This is a genomic window from Acidovorax sp. FHTAMBA (assembly GCF_038958875.1).
Lineage (GTDB): Bacteria > Pseudomonadota > Gammaproteobacteria > Burkholderiales > Burkholderiaceae_C > Acidovorax.
Map to the genome: position 1 here is coordinate 3,863,927 of NZ_CP152407.1, position 18,707 is coordinate 3,882,633.

General features: G+C 66.4%; 18 protein-coding genes. 6 read left to right on the top strand and 12 right to left on the bottom strand.

The annotated features are described in order from the left end of the window. The first annotated feature begins 3 nt into the window (after window positions 1-3). Entirely contained in the window at window positions 4-987 is a 984-nt protein-coding gene (locus AAFF19_RS18010; RefSeq protein ID WP_342720714.1) for a M48 family metallopeptidase, read from the top strand. 28 nt (window positions 988-1,015) lie between these two features. On the opposite strand, the gene AAFF19_RS18015 is transcribed toward AAFF19_RS18010, so the two are convergent. The 11 genes from AAFF19_RS18015 to AAFF19_RS18065 form a co-directional block, all read right to left on the bottom strand. Next, window positions 1,016-2,077, bottom strand: a complete 1,062-nt coding sequence (locus AAFF19_RS18015) for a DMT family transporter (RefSeq protein WP_008907276.1) — start codon at window positions 2,075-2,077, stop codon at window positions 1,016-1,018. A gap of 33 nt (window positions 2,078-2,110) precedes the next feature. Further along, window positions 2,111-3,415 (bottom strand): DUF3422 domain-containing protein, encoded by a 1,305-nt coding sequence (locus AAFF19_RS18020; RefSeq protein ID WP_034695936.1) that lies wholly within the window; start codon window positions 3,413-3,415, stop codon window positions 2,111-2,113. Between the two features lie 118 nt (window positions 3,416-3,533). After that, window positions 3,534-5,045: a tripartite tricarboxylate transporter permease gene (locus AAFF19_RS18025; protein ID WP_008907274.1), complete on the bottom strand. Its 1,512-nt coding sequence runs from the start codon at window positions 5,043-5,045 to the stop codon at window positions 3,534-3,536. Window positions 5,046-5,060: 15 nt separating this feature from the next. Then, window positions 5,061-5,549 carry a tripartite tricarboxylate transporter TctB family protein gene (locus AAFF19_RS18030; RefSeq protein WP_342720715.1) on the bottom strand — a complete coding sequence of 163 codons (489 nt, stop codon included), beginning with the start codon at window positions 5,547-5,549 and terminating at the stop codon, window positions 5,061-5,063. A gap of 131 nt (window positions 5,550-5,680) precedes the next feature. After that, entirely contained in the window at window positions 5,681-7,474 is a 1,794-nt protein-coding gene (locus tag AAFF19_RS18035) for an ATPase, T2SS/T4P/T4SS family (protein ID WP_342720716.1), read from the bottom strand. 43 nt (window positions 7,475-7,517) lie between these two features. Next, window positions 7,518-8,285 carry a hypothetical protein gene (locus AAFF19_RS18040; RefSeq protein ID WP_008907271.1) on the bottom strand — a complete coding sequence of 256 codons (768 nt, stop codon included), beginning with the start codon at window positions 8,283-8,285 and terminating at the stop codon, window positions 7,518-7,520. Next, entirely contained in the window at window positions 8,286-8,834 is a 549-nt protein-coding gene (locus AAFF19_RS18045) for a DNA-deoxyinosine glycosylase (protein ID WP_342720717.1), read from the bottom strand. Continuing rightward, on the bottom strand, window positions 8,831-10,465 hold the full coding sequence (locus AAFF19_RS18050) for a Na/Pi cotransporter family protein (RefSeq protein WP_342720718.1): 1,635 nt from the start codon (window positions 10,463-10,465) through the stop codon (window positions 8,831-8,833). Before AAFF19_RS18050 ends, AAFF19_RS18045 begins: the two co-directional genes overlap by 4 nt. A gap of 70 nt (window positions 10,466-10,535) precedes the next feature. Further along, entirely contained in the window at window positions 10,536-11,810 is a 1,275-nt protein-coding gene (locus AAFF19_RS18055) for a DASS family sodium-coupled anion symporter (protein WP_342720719.1), read from the bottom strand. A gap of 100 nt (window positions 11,811-11,910) precedes the next feature. Continuing rightward, window positions 11,911-12,477: a DUF2062 domain-containing protein gene (locus AAFF19_RS18060; protein ID WP_008907268.1), complete on the bottom strand. Its 567-nt coding sequence runs from the start codon at window positions 12,475-12,477 to the stop codon at window positions 11,911-11,913. 114 nt (window positions 12,478-12,591) lie between these two features. After that, entirely contained in the window at window positions 12,592-13,416 is an 825-nt protein-coding gene (locus tag AAFF19_RS18065) for a TatD family hydrolase (protein ID WP_342720720.1), read from the bottom strand. Window positions 13,417-13,525: 109 nt separating this feature from the next. On the opposite strand from AAFF19_RS18065, the gene AAFF19_RS18070 reads away from it, so the two are divergent. From AAFF19_RS18070 to AAFF19_RS18090, 5 genes are all read left to right on the top strand, one after another. After that, window positions 13,526-14,467 (top strand): trypsin-like peptidase domain-containing protein, encoded by a 942-nt coding sequence (locus tag AAFF19_RS18070; protein WP_342720721.1) that lies wholly within the window; start codon window positions 13,526-13,528, stop codon window positions 14,465-14,467. A gap of 35 nt (window positions 14,468-14,502) precedes the next feature. Then, the gene (locus AAFF19_RS18075; protein WP_182118691.1) at window positions 14,503-15,510 is read left to right on the top strand and encodes a MoxR family ATPase; all 1,008 of its coding nucleotides are present in this window, start codon (window positions 14,503-14,505) and stop codon (window positions 15,508-15,510) included. 22 nt (window positions 15,511-15,532) lie between these two features. Further along, the gene (locus AAFF19_RS18080; protein WP_182118692.1) at window positions 15,533-16,549 is read left to right on the top strand and encodes a DUF58 domain-containing protein; all 1,017 of its coding nucleotides are present in this window, start codon (window positions 15,533-15,535) and stop codon (window positions 16,547-16,549) included. Between the two features lie 63 nt (window positions 16,550-16,612). After that, entirely contained in the window at window positions 16,613-17,656 is a 1,044-nt protein-coding gene (locus AAFF19_RS18085; protein ID WP_182118693.1) for a VWA domain-containing protein, read from the top strand. Between the two features lie 37 nt (window positions 17,657-17,693). After that, window positions 17,694-17,942, top strand: coding sequence for a hypothetical protein (locus AAFF19_RS18090; RefSeq protein WP_008907262.1), 249 nt, complete (start codon window positions 17,694-17,696; stop codon window positions 17,940-17,942). Between the two features lie 54 nt (window positions 17,943-17,996). On the opposite strand, the gene lolD is transcribed toward AAFF19_RS18090, so the two are convergent. Then, entirely contained in the window at window positions 17,997-18,704 is a 708-nt protein-coding gene (gene lolD, locus AAFF19_RS18095; RefSeq protein ID WP_182118837.1) for a lipoprotein-releasing ABC transporter ATP-binding protein LolD, read from the bottom strand. Between the last annotated feature and the right edge of the window lie 3 nt (window positions 18,705-18,707).

Sequence of the window (18,707 nt, forward strand, 5' to 3'; positions counted from 1 at the left end):
GAGATGAACGTGCCCCGAACTCCCGCATGGACGCGCTGTGCCCGCCTGGCAACGCTGGCGGCGGCGCTGGCGGCAGCCCCGCTGCTGGCCCACAGCCAGAACGTGATGAACATCCTGAACTCCCTGGGCGGCGGGCTGGGCTCGGCCCTCACGGGTGCTGCGGGTGCGCCACCTGCGCAGGGTGATGACCTCATCAGCTTGCTGACCCAGTCGATGGAGAACATCGATGAACCCAGGGAGATCGAGATCGGCCGCCAGCTGGCCGCGTTGCTGCTGGGCGCCAAGCCCGCGCATCCCGACATGGCGCTGCAGGGCTACGTGAACCGCCTGGGCCGCTGGATCAGCCTGCACTCGCCGCGCCCCGGCCTGCCCTGGACCTTTGTGGTGCTGGACGACAACGGCTACAACGCCTTTGCCGCACCCGGCGGTTATGTGTTCGTGACCAAGGGGCTCATTGACCGCTGCGCCGACGAGTCCGAACTGGCGGGCATCCTCGCGCACGAGATCACACACGTCACCTCCAGGCACCATCTGCAGGCCATCCGCCAGAGCGCGATGGCCGGGTTGGGCACCCGGGTGCTGGCCTCGCAGATCCGCACCAGCAATGTGGCCGGCCAGCTCGTGCGCGACCAGCTGCTGTCGCTGTTCCGCACCGTCTACACCAAGGGCCTGAGCCAGACGGACGAGTTCGAAGCCGACCGCACCGGCGTATCGCTGGCGGCCAAGGCGGGGTTTGACCCCTACGGCCTGGTGTCGGTGCTGCAGCAGCTGCGCACCGTGACGCCCGACAACCCGCTGTTCACGCTGCAGATGTCCACCCACCCCGCCGCGCAGGCGCGCATGGAGTACCTGGAGCAATCGATGGGCCGCCAGCTCGACGGGCTGGGCGGCTCGCGCGCCACCCTTGCCGAACGCCTTGCCGCGCCGCCCCTCCGCCCTGCCCCCGCGCCACCTGCCCGGCCCGCTGCGGCCCGCAAATCCGGCTGAGCGTAGTTTTTGCGCCTGGTGCCTGGTATCAGCGGCGCGCCAGCTGGGTGAACACAAAGATGCCCACCAGAACCAGGGCCGTACCGGCAGCCACCCACACGGTGAACGGCTCCCCCAGAATCCACACCCCCATGAGGATGGTGGACAGCGGCCCCACCATGCCGGTCTGCGCGGTGGTGCCCGCGCCGATGCGCTCGATGGCCATCATCACCATCAGCACCGGTGCCGCGGTGCACAGCGTGGCGTTGAGGACGGACAGCCAGATCACCTCCGGGGCCACCACGGCGGCGCTCAAAGGGCGCAGCAGCACGAACTGCAGCAGGCACAGCAGGCAGGCCACGGTGGTGGCCAGGCCCACCAGGCGCAATGCGCCCAGGCGCTGCACCAGCTCACCGCTGTAGACCAGATAGATGGCATAGCTGACCGCGCTCATGAACACCAGCAGCGCACCCCATGCGGCGTCAGCACCCTGCAGGTTGGCTTCGTGGCCGAATACCAGCACCACCCCGGCATAGCTGATGAGCATGCCCAGCGCCTGCCCCCAGCGAATGCCGCGCCGGTACAGCACCCAGCCAAGCATCACCACCAGGGTGGGGTTGAGGTACAGGATCAGGCGTTCCAGGCTGGCGCTGATGTAGGCCAGCCCTGCGAAGTCGAGAAAGCTCGCCAGGTAGTAACCGGTGAGCCCCAGCCCCAGCACGCCCAGCCAGTCCTTGCGGGTGAGCGGCGGCTTACCCCGGCTGGCCCACCAGGCCATCACGGCAAAGATGGGCAGTGCAAACAGCATGCGGTACATGATGAGCGTGACCGCATCCACCCCATGGCGGTATGCCAGCTTCACGATGATGGCCTTGCCACTGAAGGCGATGGAGCCCAGGAGGGCCAGCGTGATGCCAGTCGCTACATTTTTAGTAGCTACTTGCGCTTTACCAGATTGCGTTTGAACCAATTTTGATGAGAATTTTCGCAAGAGAATGACGGCACGGCCGTACCCGGCCGCTGCGGCGATGGCCCACGTGGCAGGCATGGCCCAGTGTCGCACGGGGCCCAGCCCCGCGCCATCGACGCTGCGTGCGGGTGGCACCGCCATGCACGATGGCACGGCGATAGCGGCCGGGGTCTGTCAGCCCGCCGGGGGCTTGCGAAACACCCGGTGGTGCAGGCGCCGCAGCGACCACCACACACCGGCCGCCACCACCGGGATCGCCAGCGCCGCCGTGGTTTCGGGCGACAGGGGCCAGCCCAGCGCCTGCGCGGCCTTCGCCAGATAACTGACCAGGCCCACGATGTAGTACGTGATGGCCGCCACCGACAGCCCCTCCACGGTGGACTGCATCTGCAGCTGCAAATCCTGCCGGTGGTTCATCGCGGTCAGCAGCGACTGGCTGCTTTGCTGCTGCTCAATCTCCACCCGTGTGCGCAGCAGGTTGCTCATGCGCGATACCCGTTGCGACAGCGCATCCTGCCGCCGGGCGGCCCATTCACAGGTGCTGCGCGCGGGCGTGAGGCGCCGGTCCATGAACTCGCGGATGGTCTGCATGCCGGCCAGGCGCGATTCGGCGATGTCCTGGATGCGGCGGTCCAGCAATTCAAAGTAGGCACTGCTGGCCGAAAAACGCGAGTGCGTGGCTGCATACTGGCTCTCCACCTGCCCGGCCAGCCGGGTGAGCCGGTCCAGCAGTGCGGGCTCGGCATCGCGGTTGGCGGTGCGGATCGCGTCCGCCAGCGCAGCGAGCTCCCGCTCGGCAAAGGCCAGTGCGCTGGCCGCCTCGCGTGCGGCGGGCAGGCCCAGCAGCGCGGCCATGCGGTAGGTTTCGATTTCGAGCAGGCGCTGCACCAGGCGGCCCAGGCGCCGCTGGGTCATGCCGCCGGCCAGCAGCACCATGCGCGAGAACCCATCGGCGTGGATCGCAAAGTCGGTGTACACCTCGCCATGCCCATCGGCCACGGTGGAGGCCACGAGCGTGTCCTCATGCAGCACATGCCTGACCAGCGAACCCGATCCGAACGTGTGCGTGGGCAGCACCCACAGGTTGAGGCTGCACAGGCACTGCCCGGGCAACGCGGCCAGCCAGTCCCGCGGCACCACATCGGCGGCGCTGGCGGGCTCGCGCTCGCCAAAGGCCTCGGCGCTCATGGGCACCATGAAGGTCCAGGAGACAAACTCGGTGTGCAGCTCCCAGCGCAGGCGGTAGGCCCCCAGGTCCATGCGCAGGTGGTTGGTATCCGCATCGGGCAGGGCCAGGTGGTGGTTGCGCAAAAGGGCGGCCACATGCGCCCGGCTCGCTTCACGCCCGGCGGCGTCGGCCAGCATGACAATGTGCACGATGGCCACGGGCGACGTGATCGCCTCGGGCGGGCGGGCGTGGATTTCGTTGTGCAGCATCGCCCGGTGGGGATGCTGCCGGGGGTGAAACGGTATGGGCATGCGGACCTCGGTGCGCGATTGTGTACTGGTACACCGCCCGTGAAACTGAATCGCCTCTCCAAAAAAAACGGCACCCGAGGGTGCCGTTGTTCATGTCGGAAGCTGGAAGCGCGCCCGGTCAGTCTTCCACGAAGGCTTCCTCGCGCTTGCTCTTCACTGAAGGCAGCAGCACGATGATGAGCAGCAGTAACGCTGCAGCCAGCAGGCCCGCCGACAGCGGACGCGTGACAAACACGCTCCAATCGCCGCGCGAGAGCAGCAGCGCGCGGCGCAGGTTCTCTTCCATCATCGGGCCCAGAATGAAGCCCAGCAGCAAGGGCGCAGGTTCGGTACCCAGCTTGTGGAAGATGTAACCCACCAGTCCGAACAGGCCCACCATCCAGATATCCCACGTGTTGTTGTTGGTGGAATACACGCCCACCGCACAGAACAGCACGATGGAGGGGAACAGCCAGCGGTAAGGCACCGTCAGCAGCTTGATCCAGATGCCGATCAGCGGCAGGTTCAGCACTACCAGCATCGCGTTACCAATCCACATCGAGGCGATCAGGCCCCAGAACAACTCGGGGTTGCTGGTCATCACCTGCGGGCCGGGCTGGATGTTGTGGATGGTCATGGCACCCACCATCAGCGCCATCACCGCATTGGGTGGAATGCCCAGTGTCAGCAGGGGAATGAAGGACGTCTGCGATCCGGCATTGTTGGCAGCTTCAGGCGCAGCGACACCGCGGATGTTGCCTTGGCCAAAAGGAACTTCACCGGGGTGCAGCTTGGTCTTCTTTTCGATCGTGTAGGCAGCAAAAGCCGACAGCAGAGCGCCACCGCCCGGCAGGATGCCCAGGGCAGAACCCAGAGCGGTACCGCGGATCACTGCGGGCAGCATCCGCTTGAAGTCTTCCTTGGTGGGGAACAGGCCTTCCACCTTGGCGGTGAAAACCTCACGCTCGTCCTCCGGACGGGACAGGTTGGCAATGATTTCACCGTAGCCGAACACGCCCATCGCAATGGTGACGAAACCAATGCCGTCGGTCAGTTCGGGCACATCGAAGCTGAAGCGGGCAACGCCGGAGTTCACGTCGGTACCCACCAGGCCCATCAGCAGGCCCAGCACGATCATGGCCACGGCCTTGAGCAGCGAGCCAGAGGCCAGTACCACGGCACCAATCAGGCCCAGCACCATCAGCGAGAAATATTCAGCAGGGCCGAACTTGAACGCTACCTCGGTCAGTGGTGGCGCGAAGGCTGCCAGGATCAGCGTGCCCACGCACCCTGCAAAGAACGAACCCAGACCCGCAGCAGCCAGCGCCGGCCCCGCACGGCCCTTGCGCGCCATCTGGTAGCCGTCAATCACGGTGACCACCGACGATGACTCACCCGGCAGGTTCACCAGAATGGCCGTGGTGGAGCCGCCGTACTGGGCGCCGTAATAGATACCTGCCAGCATGATCAGCGCAGCCACCGGGGGCAGCGCGTAGGTGGCGGGCAGCAGCATGGCGATGGTGGCCACCGGGCCGATGCCGGGCAACACACCGATCAGCGTGCCCAGCAGGCAGCCCACAAAGCAGTAAATGAGGTTCTGGAAGGTGAACGCAACACCAAAACCCAGCGATAGATTGTCAATAAGATCCATGGTCGGTGCTCCTGCTTAACCCGTGATGAAACTCGGCCACACAGGGAACTGCAGCTTGAGCGCCCAGACGAATGCCACGTAACTGCCCGCTGCGAGTATGGTGGCCAGGATGAACACGGACTTCGCGTTGAACTCCTGACCCGCCAGGCTTGAAATGAAGGTCAGGGCATAAATCGCGACGATAAGGCCCATCGCCGGGACTCCGAAGCTGGGAAGGCCTGCCAGCAGAATGCCGAACACGAAGTTGGCAGCCAGAACGAAGAACAGCGGCTTCCAGGCCCACTTGCCGATCTTGTCGCCATCCTGGGTTTCCACCGTCATGGCCTTGAAGGTGATCAAGCCGCCGATAAAGGCGAGCAGGATACCCAGCATCAGTGGAAAGTACCCGGGGCCCATGCGCGCACCGGTTCCGACGTTGTACGTGGTGGCACCCCACGCAAACGCCACGCCCACCCCCATGAACATGAGGCCGGCAAAGAAGTCTTTTTGACTTTTGATTTTCACGAATTGTCTCCTTGGCGGGAATCTCGACTGCGCGATTGTGCGTGCAACGGGGGGTCAAACAGATGTGGATTCCACCTACACCTGGTAACGCATGGCCGCCCGGAGAGGAGAAACCTCCGGGGAAAGTGCGGCTATTCCAGCGGCGGGGTCGCCGCAATCACCTCTTCCAGGGTGGTCAAGCCCTCGGCCACCCGCAGCGCGCCCGCCAGCCGCAAGGGGCGCATGCCATCTTGTACCGCCTGGCGGCGCAACTGGTCGATCGACGGCGCCTGGTTGATCTTGTCCTTGAGTGCCTCGGTCACCGTGAGCAGCTCATACAGGCCCATGCGCCCGCGAAAGCCGCCCATGCGGCAGTCCACACACCCCACCGGCTTGTACGGGTGGTACCCGCCGCTGAGCTTCCAGGGCTTGACCACTTCCATCAGGGTTTCCCGCTGCGCGGCTTCGTCCTTTTGCTTGCACTGCTTGCACAGCGTGCGCACCAGGCGCTGGGCAAGCACACCGAGCAGCGTTGCGTTGAGCAGGTAGGGCGGCACCCCGAGTTCCATCATGCGGGTGATGGCCGAGGGTGCGTCGTTGGTGTGGAGCGTGGAGAACACCAGATGCCCCGTCAGCGCGGCCTGAATGGCCATTTCGGCGGTTTCCAGGTCGCGGATTTCGCCCACCATGATGATGTCCGGATCCTGGCGCATGAGGGCACGCAGGCCCTCGGCGAAGTTGAAATCAAGCTGGGGCTGCACCTGGGTCTGGTTGAAGCTGGGCTCGATCATTTCAATCGGGTCTTCCACCGTGCTCACGTTGACCTCTTCGGTCGCCACCCGCTTCAAGGTGGAATACAGCGTGGTGGTCTTGCCCGAACCCGTGGGCCCCGTCACCAGGATGATGCCGTGCGGGCGCTTGACCAGGCTTTCCCAGCGCTCGGCATCGTGCTGGGCAAAGCCCAGCGCGTCCAGATCCTTGACCGCGTTGTCCGGGTCAAAAATCCGCATGACCATCTTCTCGCCAAACGCTGTAGGAAGGGTGGACAGGCGCATTTCCACCTCGTCGCCGCGCTGGTTGCGGGTCTTGATGCGGCCGTCCTGGGGGCGGCGCTTTTCCACCACGTCGATGCGGCCCAGCAGCTTGATGCGCGAGACCATGGCGTTGTGAACGCCCATGGGCATCTGGTAGACAGGGTGCAGCACGCCGTCGATGCGAAACCGGATCACGCCCTGGTCGCGCCGGGGCTCCAGGTGGATGTCGCTGGCACGCTGGTCAAAGGCGTACTGCCAGAGCCAGTCCACCACCTTGACCACGCCCTGGTCGTTGGCATCGAGCTGCTTGTTGCTCTTGCCCAGCTCCACCAGCTGCTCGAAGCTGCTGCCGCCGGAGTTGCCGCCCGCCTTCTGGGCAGCGCGCACGGATTTGGCGAGGGCAAAAAATTCGGCGGTAAACCGGTGAATGTCCAGCGGGCTGGCCACCACACGGCGTACCGTGCGGCGGGACTGCCGCTCCACCTCGGCCACCCAGTCATCAATGAACGGCTCGGCAGTGGCTACCACCACTTCCTTGGTGGTCACCTGGACCGGCAGCACCTTGTGGCGCTCAGCATAGGTGGCGCTCATGGTGTCGGAGACACGGCCCACATCCACCTTGAGCGGGTCGATGCGCAAGTAGGGCAGACCGGCCCGCTTCGCCAGGTATTCGGACAAGGCCTCGATGTCCAGCGGTTTGCCATCGCTGGCCCGCTCCATGGCGACGTTGGCCAGCCGCACCAGTGCATGCTGCGAGCTCTCGGCCTGCGAGCAACGCGAAATCGTGCGCCTGGCCTCCTCGCGCGAAATCACGCCGTCGTCGCTGAGCCACTCCACCACGCGGCGCCAGTCCACCGGACCGCGATAGGGCGCCACGCTCGCGGCAGTGGCGAGGTCCGAATCAGCTTTCATTTCAATCCTTTCAAAGGCATGCAGCGCACCGCAGGCCCAAATATCAGGCGGCTACAGGCTTGAACACCCGAAGCCACTTGCTGGCGGGCAGGCCCCAGCGGTCTTGTACGGCTTCGGCGCGGGCGACCAGCTCAGCCCGCTTGGGGCGGGATGCCGTGCGCTGGGCCAGCACCACGGTATTGCCCTCCCGAGTGGGTTTGAATGCCCAGAGGGCATCGTCGCCAAACGCCTGCGCCATGCTTTTGAGACTGCGGTCAAAGCTGGACGCGCGGCCAAACAGGTTGACGGTCATGCTCCCGGTGTCCGACAGCAGGGCCCGGCAGTCGGCATAAAACGCCGCACTGTCGAGCACGGGCGCGGCGGCCTCGTGGTCGTACAGGTCCACCGCCAGGGCGTCTACCGTTCCCAGCCACATGGGGTTGCGGATCTCCTGCGCAGCGTCGGCGATCACCACCCGCAGCTTGGGACCATCCGGCGGCAGCTTGAACCACTGTCGGCACACCGCCAGCACCTGGGGATTGAGTTCGATGGTGGTGGTGCACACGCGCAGCTTCTTGTGGCAGAACTTGGTGATGGCTCCCGCGCCCAGACCCAGCTGCATCGCGTGGCCTTTGGACACCTGGGCAGGGTCCACAAAAAGGAGCCAGGCCATCATGCGCTGTACATATTCCAGCTCGATATCAAAGGGCTGGTCGACCCGCATGGAGCCCTGTATCCAGGGCGTGCCCAAATGCAGGTGCCGGACTTCGCCGTCGTCCGACACACTGACTTCCGGCAGTTCGGCCAATTTGTTTTCTTTCTTGCGGGTCATTCACAGCAATCCGTGCCGGGCCATCACATCGGTCCAGGCGGCCAATTTACGATCAAAATTCCAGGCGGCATTTGCCGGACTGGTGGACGGCAGCTTAATGGATTCGATAGACGCCCCTGCATGCTGCCCGGCGCCGCCCTGCAGGCCGCGCAGCACCGCAGGCGCGTGCCCGAAGCTCTCCGCACCATTGTGAGCAACCGCGCTGAGCCGGGGGCAGTGCACCCGCAGCGACGCAAAGTCGTTCATGGCGGCGTCGCGTATCGATGCATCAAGGCTGCCCGCGCGCACGCAACTCGCATACACGTCCCACACCCCCAAACCGCGATCCAGCAGCCACTGGCACCGACCGTCGTAAACGGCGGGAAGGGGATGGCGCGGCCACAGCGCCTGCAAGATGCGCCAGAAGTGGTTCTGCGGGTGCGCGTAGTACTGCTGCATGCGCAGCGAGGCCGCTCCGGGAAAACTGCCCAGCACCAGAACCCGTGTGCGGGGCGACACCACGGCCGGCAAACCTTCCAGGCGATCAGCCGGACTGGGGCGCTCCGTCATGCCAGCACGGTCGGCGACGGCCCGGCCGATTCGCCAGCAACCTCCTGCTCCACCCCGTTGCGCTGGTGCTTGCGCGCCTTCACGGCCTGCTGCGCGGCGTGCCGCAGGGCGCTGAGGTGCCCCAGCGAATCCTCCATGGAAACAAGACGGAACTGGCCTTGGGCACCAATGGCCAGCAATGCAGCCTTCACACTCTGGTACGACGCTTCCATGGCGTCTGCACAAGCCAGTACTTCAGCCAGGCTGACATGGCCCGCCAGCGGATCGCACAGGGCCAACACGGCATCCGCCTTCTCCATAAACGCGGTGTGCTGCGTGCGCACGGGTTCTCCGGGCATGGGGGCCAGACGGGCAGCGTCCAATGCGCGCTGCGCGGTCGTCTGGTAATAGCGTTGCACTCTCAGTACCTGGGCCAGCCTCTCACTGGTGCCCTGGGCCATGGCTGCGCGATTCATGCGCTCGACAAAGGCGTCTGCAGCGGCATCCAGCTGGGCAACCACATATTGATCGCGCTCCAGCTCGCGCAGTGGCGTTCCATGCAGGACCGAGCGCGCAAGCCGCACGGCGGCGTGCCCCATGCGGGCCACCTCCATCTCCAGTGCGTCCAGCGCCAAAGACGGCACCGCCAGCACGTTGTCATCCAGGTGCTGCGGCTGGGCCTCGTCCTCCTCGCGCACCCTGAACCGGCTTTGCAACCAGCGCGCCAGCGCGCCGGCGAGCGGCCACATCAGCAGCACGCCCATCAGATTGAAAATGGTGTGGAACAGCGCCAGCTTGGCCGCCGGATCGGGCGGCAGATCCAGCGCCTCCCGCGCGACGGCGATGCCTGGCACCAACCAGGGCAGAAGCACCAGCGCTACCGCGCCGGTGATCCCGTTGAACAGCACATGCGCCGCCGCAGCGCGGCGGGCGTTGGCCGTGGCGCCCAGTGTCGCGAGCACGGCCGTGACCGTGGTTCCCACGTTGGAACCGATGACCACCGCTGCAGCACCCTGCGGCGTGAGCAACCCTTCCTGGGCCGCCGTGAGGGCGATGGCCATGGAGGCACTGGAGGACTGCATCAGCACCGTCATCATCGCCCCCACACCGACCTGCGCCGCGACAGCCAGCGCGCCTTCGCCTTGCGGCAGGGTGACCTGACCCGCCAGGCCTGTAAACGCCTGCTGCAGCATCGAAATCCCGATGAAAAGCAGCCCAAAGCCTGACAGCGCGGAACCGAGTGCACCCCTGCGCTGACCTTCGCCGGTGAGCCGCATGACGACGCCCACGCCTACCAAGGGAAGGGCCAGCGCTTCCACCTTGAACTTGAGCCCCACCAGCGCCACGATCCACCCGGTCATCGTGGTGCCCACATTGGCACCGAACAGAACCCACAGGGCGGCACCCAGAGGCAACAAGCCCGCGTTGACGAAACCGATGGTCGCCACCGTCACGGCGCTCGAAGACTGCACGAGCGACGTGACCAGCACCCCGGAGCCCAGCGCATGCAGACGGGTTCGCGTGGCACCGGCCAGGATGCGTTCCAGCGCGGGTCCGGCGGCCAGACGCAGCCCGTCGGTCATCATCGTCATCCCCAGCAGAAACATTCCCAAGCCGCCCACCAGACCGGAGAGCATTCCCCACAAACTCATGACCAACCCCACAAAGCAACGCCCGTGATTGTGACGATGCTGACGGCGTTGAGCCACAACCCGCACCGCATCATCGTGCCCTGCGAAACCAGCCCGGTGGAGAACACGATGGCGTTTGGCGGTGTGGCCACAGGGAGCATGAAAGCACACGAAGCCGCCACTGCAATGGCGCCCCGATGGAAACGGGCGGAAAACCCATCGCCAATGCCACCGGCAAAAACACGGGCAAAAGCAACGCAGCGCTGGCGGTATTGCTCACGAATTCCGTCAGCAACACCACAAAAGCCACAACACCCAGCAACACAAGCCACGCCGGTGCCTGATCAACCGCGGCCAGCAGGGCTGCGGCCAGGTAAGTGCTGGCACCCGTGGAGGCCATGACTTCACTCAGCGCCAGGCCTCCGCCAAACAGCAGCAACACGCCCCATTGCACGTTCTGCTCAACGTCCTTCCATGTAAGCACACCGGTGAGTGACAGCGCAACGATCGCGGCGAGCGCCACCAGGGTGTCGATGTCGGCGCCAATGCCCCACCACGCGGCCAGGGGCGCCCCGCCCACCCAGCCTGCTGCCGTCAGGACAAAAATGGCCACGGTGATGCGGCGCTCCCGCGTCCACTGCAAAGGGGTGGGATCTCCTTGAAAACGCCCGCCCAGCGAGGGGCGGAGCACCAGAAACAGCACACCAACCATGGCGGGCCACAGCAGCAGCACCAGGGGCAGCGCCATGCGCATCCACTGCGCAAACCCAATATCCAGCTGTGCCGCCACGATCGCATTGGGCGGGCTGCCCACCAGCGTGGCAATGCCACCAATGCTGGCACTGTAGGCCAGGACCAGCAGCACAAAAGCCTGTTCCCGGGGGCCCGCGGTGTGCACGGAGCCCTGCTCGCCGCGCAGCAGGCCCAGCGCCAGCGGCACCATCATCGCGGCGGTGGCGGTGTTGCTCATCCACATCGACAACAGCGCACACAGTGCGCCCAGAAGGAGCACGGCGGCCAGCCGACGGCCGTGCGCCACCCGCAGCACGGCCTGTGCAAGCGCCTGGTCCAGGCCCAGCCGGGACAGCGCGGCACCCAGCGCAAACCCGCCAAGAAACAGGAAGATCACCGGATGCGCAAACGGTGCAAGCGCCTGGCGCACCGGCATGATCCCTGCCAAAACGGCCAGCAGCGGTACGGCCAGAGCGGTCACCGCCAACGGAAGGGCCTGTGTCATCCACAGCCCGCCGATGATTACAAACAGCGCAATGCCTTCCCGCAGCTGTCCCTGCGCCGGGACCGACCCGGCAGCGATCGCTGCAAGCGCCGCGCACATCGCCAGGTGGGCCAAGGGGACGATGTTCATGACGGAGGACTCAGCCTGCCGCCACTGCAGGCAAAGAGCGGGCCGCGTTGCACAGCGGGTGGGTGACGGGAAGGGGCGTGGGCGTGCATGCTCGCGGCGGTTAATCCGCGGCAGCCCGGCCGGGTGCGGCGCGCCGCTTGTGGCGCGACCATTTCACCTTGGCAAACCAGATCCACGTCACCAGCACGTAGGTCAACAACCCCACACCCGTGGCCACCAGCGCAAGCCCCAGCATGAGCGGTTTGCCCACACTGCGAAGGCGCAACACCAGGGTCTCCCACCAGCTGCGTTCGGGTGATTCGACGATAACGTCATCGGGCAAGGGGAGCTCCTGCCCCGGCAGCACCGGGTCGCCCAGAATGGCGCTGCCCAGGCGCCAGGCCGCATAGTAGACGGGGCCAAACGTGACCGGGTTGGTCACCAGCGTGCTTGCCACCGCAGCCGGCACATTCGCGCGCAGCGCCACGGCAGCCCCGGCCGCAAACGGGATCTGGGCGATAGGGATGAGGAGACCAAAGAACACGCCGAGCGCCATCCCGAGCGCGATGCCCCGGCGACTCATGTGCCACAGGCGAGGGTGGTGCAATGCTGGCCCCAGCCAGCGCAACCAGCGGTTGCCGCGCAGCGCTTCGGGGGAGGGCATCAGGCCCAGCAGGCGTTGTTTCATGGGGTCTTCAAAACATCATCCAACAAATTCTGGGGGCAACACCCCCGCCAAGTTTTGCATCCTACCCAGCGCCTATTGCCCCTTTGCAAAAATCGCCATCTCTCGCAGGTTTTTTCAAATCCCCAGCGCCGCCAGCCGCGGCAGCGCCTGCACGGCATTGGCCCGCGTGGCCTGCGCCAGCTGGTCCAGGGAAAGGTGGCGCAGGCGCGCGGCCTCCTGGGCAATGCGCGGCAATTCGCCCGGCGTGTTGCGGCCCTGCGGCAGTCCGGCGGCGCGCTGGGCAGCGGTGGCATACAACCAGTGGGGCGGGATGTCGGGTGCGTCGGTTTCCAGCACCAGCGCATCCAGGGGCAGCTCAGTGGCCAGGCGGTGCAGCTGCAGCGCGCGGTCAAAGGTGAGTGCGCCACCAAACCCCAGCTTGAAACCCATGTCCACAAACGCACGCGCCTGCTGCAGGCTGCCGTTGAATGCATGCGCAATGCCTCCCCGCACGGGCAATTCGCGCAGGCCCTTGAGCAGGCGGTCGGCCGAACGCCGCACATGCAGCACCACGGGCAGGTCAAAGCGGCGGGCCAGCGACAGCTGGGCCCGATAAAAGCGCTCCTGGCGGTCCGGATCGAGACCAGGAGCGAAAAAATCCAGCCCCACCTCGCCAATGGCCACCAGCCGCGGGTCTGCGCGGTGCTCTGTCAGTTCGTGCTCCAGAAGCTCCAGATCGGCGTCAAGCGCATGCCCCGTGTACAGGGGGTGGATGCCCAGCGCATAGCTGTCGCCGTGCCGGTGTGCCAGCCCGCGCACGGCGGCCCAGTTGCTGCGCTCCACCGCAGGAATCACGCAGTGGATGACGCCCCGGCTTCGCGCCAGATCACGCACGGCGTCGCGGTCGGGGTCAAACTCAGGCGCATCCAGATGGCAATGGGTGTCTATCCAGGCAGTCATGCGGGGATGATGCCCCATGAAACCTTGCAAGTGCACTTCCCGGCGATCCGTGCTAACGTAAAAACCGTGCGCCACCTGGAGTGGTGTTATCCGTAGAAAAGGTGACAGGATGCCCCGGCCCGCCCTCTACAGCAGCTCCCGCCCCGCCCGCCGCCCTGCGCAGGACTCGGCCGCCAGCGGGGGCGCGCCGCAAGCGCCTGCAGGCGACCACGACGCGCCTGCACCCGTGGCGCCCGCTACCTCGGCAGTCGCCACCACCAGCCTTTCCAAACGCCACGTCAGGGTTCTCTGGACCCTGATTGCGCTGCTTGCCGCGCTGCTGGTGTACAGCCTGTGGCTGCACCAGCGCCCGGGGCCCCGCCGCATCACCCAGGACGACATCGACGCGGCCGTGCTGCGCACTCTGGAGACCACCACGCCGCCGTCTGCCGCGGCGCGGGCGGCGAACGCCATTGCCCCGTCGGTGGTGCGGGTGGTGGGCTATGGCCGCAGCAAGAACGGCAAGCAGGAGGTGGAACGGGGTGTGGGCACGGGTGTGGTGATCGTGGACAAGGGCATCATCCTGACCAACCTGCATGTGGTGGCGGGCTCCGACCGGATCACCGTCACCTTCCACGACGGGCTGGAAACCACAGCCAGCATCACCGGCGCCCAACCCGAGAACGACCTGGCGGTGCTGCAGGCGCACAAGGTGCCCGATGACCTGGAGGCCGCGCCCCTGCGCTCCACCCAGGATCTGCGCGCAGGCGACCATGTGGTCGCAGTGGGCTTTCCCTTCGGCATCGGGCCTTCGGCATCGGCGGGAGTGGTGTCCGGGCTCAAGCGGGAGTTCACGTCGCCCGAGGGGCAGCGCCAGCTCAGCAACCTGATCCAGTTTGACGCGGCCGCCAACCCCGGCAATTCCGGCGGCCCCCTGATCACGCTCGATGGCGAGGTGGTGGGCATTGTTACCGCCATTCTCAACCCCACGCCGGCACGCACCTTCATCGGCATCGGATTCGCAGTACCTATTGAAAACGCGGCCTCGGCCGTGGGCATGCCGCCGTTCTGACGGCATCTTTCTGTCCAACCGCCCCAAGGAACACCATGGAACCCGTCACGTCGCCCACCGCCGCCACCGCCACCCTGATGGAGCAGGTGCTCTACGAAGTCAAACGCGTGGTGGTCGGCCAGGACCGCTTTCTGGAGCGCGTCATGGTCGCCATGCTGGCCCAGGGCCACCTGCTGGTCGAGGGCGTGCCTGGCCTGGCCAAGACGCTGACGGTGAAGACCCTGGCCAGCACCATCCAGGGCAGCTTCAAGCGCATCCAGTTCACGCCCGACCTGGTGCCCGCCGACCTGGTGGGTACGCGCATGTACAACCAGAAAACCGGCGAATTCAGCACTACGCTGGGCCCGGTGTTCACCCACCTGCTGCTGGCCGACGAGATCAACCGCGCCCCGGCCAAGGTGCAAAGCGCACTGCTGGAGGTGATGCAGGAGCGCCAGGTGACCATTGCGGGAGAAACGCACAAGGTGCCCGAGCCTTTCCTGGTGATGGCCACGCAAAACCCCATCGAGACCGAAGGCACCTACGCGCTGCCCGAGGCGCAGGTGGACCGCTTCATGATGAAGGTGCTGCTGGGCTATCCCACCGAGGAAGAAGAGTTCGTGATCGCCCAGCGCGCGCTCGATGTGCCCGTGCAGGTGCTGCCCGTGGCCACCACCGCACAGCTGGCGGCGCTGCAGGCCGAATGCCGCACGGTGTATGTAGACCCGTCCATGCTGCAGTACGCCGTGAAGCTGGTGGCTGCCACCCGGGATCCCGAGCGCCACGGCCTGAAGGACCTGGCCGGCTACATCAGCTGCGGTGCCAGCCCGCGTGCCACCATTGCGCTCGCCGAGGGCGCCCAGGCGCTGGCCATGCTGCGCGGGCGCAACTATGTGCTGCCCGAAGACATGACCGACCTGGCCGCCGATGTGCTGCGCCACCGCGTGGCACTGTCGTACGAGGCCTTGTCCGAAGGGCTGGACGCCGACGCACTGATCTCCCGCATCATGGCCAAGGTGCCCGCGCCTGCGCGGCCGCTGCACCACGAAAAGAAAGCCGCCTGAACACCCGCCGAGCGCCCCCACCATGAGCCCCACCCCGTCCGCCCCAAACGCTGCGCCCCGAACCCTGCCCACCCTGCCCGGGCAGGCCGACCGGCTGCTGCGCGAGCTCGAATGGAAGGTGATCCGCCGGCTGGATGGTCTGCTGCAGGGCGACTACCGCACGCTCATGCGCGGCGCGGGGCTGGATCTGGCGGACCTGCGCGAATACCAGCCCCATGACGATGTGCGCCACATCGACTGGAACGTGACTGCGCGCCTGAGCATTCCCCACGTGCGTGTGTTCACCGAAGACCGCGAGATGTCCGCCTGGTTCCTGCTGGACCTGAGCCCGTCCATCAATTTCGGGCCCCAGGGCAACGCCAAGCGCGACATCCTCACCGGCTTTGTGGCCGTGCTGTCGCGCCTGCTCACACGCCATGGCAACCGGGTGGGCGCCATGCTCTACGGCGCGGGCAACGCCGCAGGCCGCGCCGTAGATACCGTGCTGCCCCCCCGCAGCAGCCGCGCCCATGTGCTGCATCTGGTGCACCGGCTGCTGGCGCCCCCCGCCCCCGCGCACGGCAAGGCCCCCCAGGGGGGCGCCACCGAGCTGCACCGGCTGCTGCAAACCGGCCTGGCCAACCTGCGCCGCCGCTCCACGGTGTTTGTGGTGTCGGACTTCATCAGCGCGCCCGGGTGGGAAAAGCCCCTGGCCCAGCTGGCGCAGCGCCACGATGTGGTGGCCGTGCGCCTGCTCGACCCGCTGGAGCTGGAGTTGCCCGACGTGGGCCTGGTGACGCTGCGCGATGCCGAAAGCGGCGAGCAGCTGCAGGTGGACACGCACGACGCGGGTTTTCGCCACCGCTTTGCACGCCTGACCGCCCAGCGCGAAGCCGTGCTGCGCGAGGGCCTGGCCAAAGCCGGCGCCGACACGCTGGAGCTGTGTACCGACGACGACCTGGTGGACGCGCTGCTGCGCTTCATGGACATGCGCCAGCGCCGCGTGCGCCGCCCCCCGACCCCGTCGTTGCCATGGGCCTCCCAGCCGGTGGCCGCCTGACCCCGCCCTTTACAGCCCGCGCCACCGCCCACCCCAACCCATGCACCCCTAGGACACGCCACCATGGTTTTTCTCTGGCCCACCCTGCTCTGGCTGATGCTGGCAGTCCCCGTGCTGGTGCTGCTGTACTGGTGGCTTCTGCATCGCCGCAAAAAAACAGCGCTCAGCTATTCCAGCCTGTCGCTGGTGCGCGAGGCCCTGGGGCCTGGCCAGCGCCTGCGCCGCCACATCCCGCCTGCCCTGTTCCTGCTGGCCCTGGTGGCGCTGCTGCTGGCCGCCGCGCGCCCGCTGGCGGTGATCACCCTGCCCTCGCAGGACCAGACCATCATGCTGGCCATGGATGTGTCGGGCAGCATGCGTGCCACCGACGTGGAGCCCGACCGCCTGACGGCCGCGCAGAACGCGGCCAAGGCCTTCATTGCCGAGCTGCCCCGCCACGTGCGCGTGGGCATCGTGGCGTTTGCCGGTAGCGCGCAACTGGCCCAGCTGCCCACGCAAAGCCGTGAGGACCTCGTCAAAGCCATCGACAGCTTCCAGCTACAGCGCGGCACCGCCACGGGCAACGGCATCATGCTGTCGCTGGCCACCATCTTCCCCGACGCGGGGATCGACATCTCCGCCCTGGGGGGCCGCCAGGCCATGCGTGCCCAGCCCATCGACGAAATCGGCAAGCAGGACCCGGCCAAGAGCTTCACGCCCGTGGCACCGGGCTCGTACAACTCCGCCGCCATCATCATGCTGACCGACGGCCAACGCACCACCGGCGTGGACCCGCTGGAGGCCGCCAAGTGGGCCGCTGACCGCGGCGTGCGTGTGTACACCGTGGGTGTGGGCACGGTGCAGGGCGAAACCATTGGCTTCGAGGGCTGGTCGATGCGCGTACGGCTGGACGAGGAAACCCTGAAGGCCGTGGCCACCCGCACCAACGCCGAATACTTCCATGCCGCCACGGCGGCCGACCTGAAAAAGGTGTACGAAACCCTCAGCTCACGGCTGACGGTGGAAAAGAAGGAGACCGAGATCTCTGCGCTGCTGTCCCTGGCCGGCGCTGCGCTGGCCCTGCTGGCGGCGGCGCTGTCGGTGTGGTGGTACGGGAGGGTGATGTAGTGAAGTCGGCAACATGTTCCAACCCCAGGAGACTCTCATGCGTTCATTGATCCGGGCCTCGGCCCTGGTGCTGCTTTCCATGGCCGCGGGCGCCGCCATGGCCCACAACTGCCCCAACGAGATGAAGGCCATCGACGCCAGGCTGGCCACCAACCCCAGCCTGACGGCCGACAACGCCGCCAAGGTCAAACAGCTGCGCGCCGATGGCGAGGCACAGCACAAGGCGGGCAAACACGACGACTCGATGAAGTCGCTGGCCGAAGCCAAAAAGATCCTCGGCCTCTGAGTGCAAGGCCCGGCGGGCGGGCGGCAATGCCTTCCCGCCGGCGTTCCCCCCGCGCTAGCTCAGCCGCCCCAGCACCAGCCGCACCACGCGGTCGCAGCGCGCGGCCAAAGATTCATCGTGCGTGACCATCACAAACGCCGTGCCCTGGTCCCGCGCGAGCTGCAGCATCAAATCGAACACGCCGTCTGCCGTGGTGCGGTCGAGGTTGCCCGTGGGCTCGTCCGCCAACACGCAGGCGGGCCGGGTGACGAGCGCCCGCGCAATGGCCACACGCTGGCGCTCGCCGCCCGACAGCTCGGCGGGGCGGTGCATCAGGCGCTCTTTCAAACCCACCGAGGTGAGCACACGCTCTGCCTCGGCATGGCACTGATCCAACGGCAGGCGGCGAATGCGCAGCGGCATGGCCACGTTGTCCAGCGCGCTGAATTCGGGCAGCAGGTGGTGAAACTGGTAGATGAAGCCCAGGTGCTGGTTGCGCAGCTGGCCCTGGCGTTCGGCAGAGAGGGAAGACATCTCTTCGCCCTTCAACCGCACTGTGCCCGACGTGGGCGCATCCAGCCCACCCAGCAGGTGCAGCAGGGTGCTCTTGCCCGAGCCCGACGCGCCGACGATGGCCAGCGTTTCACCCGCGTGGATCTGCAGGTCCACGCCTTGCAGCACTGTCACGTCCAGACGGCCTTCGGTAAAGCGCTTGGTGATGCCGCGGGCTTCGAGCACGACCTGATTTTTTAAGCCTTTTTGACCTTCAGCGCTTGATAGCATTGC

Coding starts and splice junctions, on each gene's coding strand:
- AAFF19_RS18065 (WP_342720720.1), bottom strand. CDS start 13,416: ATGACTGCCTGGATAGACACCCATTGCCATCTGGATGCGCCTGAGTTT.
- AAFF19_RS18055 (WP_342720719.1), bottom strand. CDS start 11,810: ATGAACATCGTCCCCTTGGCCCACCTGGCGATGTGCGCGGCGCTTGCA.
- AAFF19_RS18090 (WP_008907262.1), top strand. CDS start 17,694: ATGCGTTCATTGATCCGGGCCTCGGCCCTGGTGCTGCTTTCCATGGCC.
- AAFF19_RS18075 (WP_182118691.1), top strand. CDS start 14,503: ATGGAACCCGTCACGTCGCCCACCGCCGCCACCGCCACCCTGATGGAG.
- AAFF19_RS18015 (WP_008907276.1), bottom strand. CDS start 2,077: ATGGCGGTGCCACCCGCACGCAGCGTCGATGGCGCGGGGCTGGGCCCC.
- AAFF19_RS18070 (WP_342720721.1), top strand. CDS start 13,526: ATGCCCCGGCCCGCCCTCTACAGCAGCTCCCGCCCCGCCCGCCGCCCT.
- AAFF19_RS18020 (WP_034695936.1), bottom strand. CDS start 3,415: ATGCCCATACCGTTTCACCCCCGGCAGCATCCCCACCGGGCGATGCTG.
- AAFF19_RS18085 (WP_182118693.1), top strand. CDS start 16,613: ATGGTTTTTCTCTGGCCCACCCTGCTCTGGCTGATGCTGGCAGTCCCC.
- AAFF19_RS18045 (WP_342720717.1), bottom strand. CDS start 8,834: ATGACGGAGCGCCCCAGTCCGGCTGATCGCCTGGAAGGTTTGCCGGCC.
- AAFF19_RS18010 (WP_342720714.1), top strand. CDS start 4: ATGAACGTGCCCCGAACTCCCGCATGGACGCGCTGTGCCCGCCTGGCA.
- AAFF19_RS18050 (WP_342720718.1), bottom strand. CDS start 10,465: ATGAGTTTGTGGGGAATGCTCTCCGGTCTGGTGGGCGGCTTGGGAATG.
- AAFF19_RS18060 (WP_008907268.1), bottom strand. CDS start 12,477: ATGAAACAACGCCTGCTGGGCCTGATGCCCTCCCCCGAAGCGCTGCGC.
- AAFF19_RS18040 (WP_008907271.1), bottom strand. CDS start 8,285: ATGACCCGCAAGAAAGAAAACAAATTGGCCGAACTGCCGGAAGTCAGT.
- AAFF19_RS18035 (WP_342720716.1), bottom strand. CDS start 7,474: ATGAAAGCTGATTCGGACCTCGCCACTGCCGCGAGCGTGGCGCCCTAT.
- lolD (WP_182118837.1), bottom strand. CDS start 18,704: ATGCTATCAAGCGCTGAAGGTCAAAAAGGCTTAAAAAATCAGGTCGTG.
- AAFF19_RS18080 (WP_182118692.1), top strand. CDS start 15,533: ATGAGCCCCACCCCGTCCGCCCCAAACGCTGCGCCCCGAACCCTGCCC.
- AAFF19_RS18025 (WP_008907274.1), bottom strand. CDS start 5,045: ATGGATCTTATTGACAATCTATCGCTGGGTTTTGGTGTTGCGTTCACC.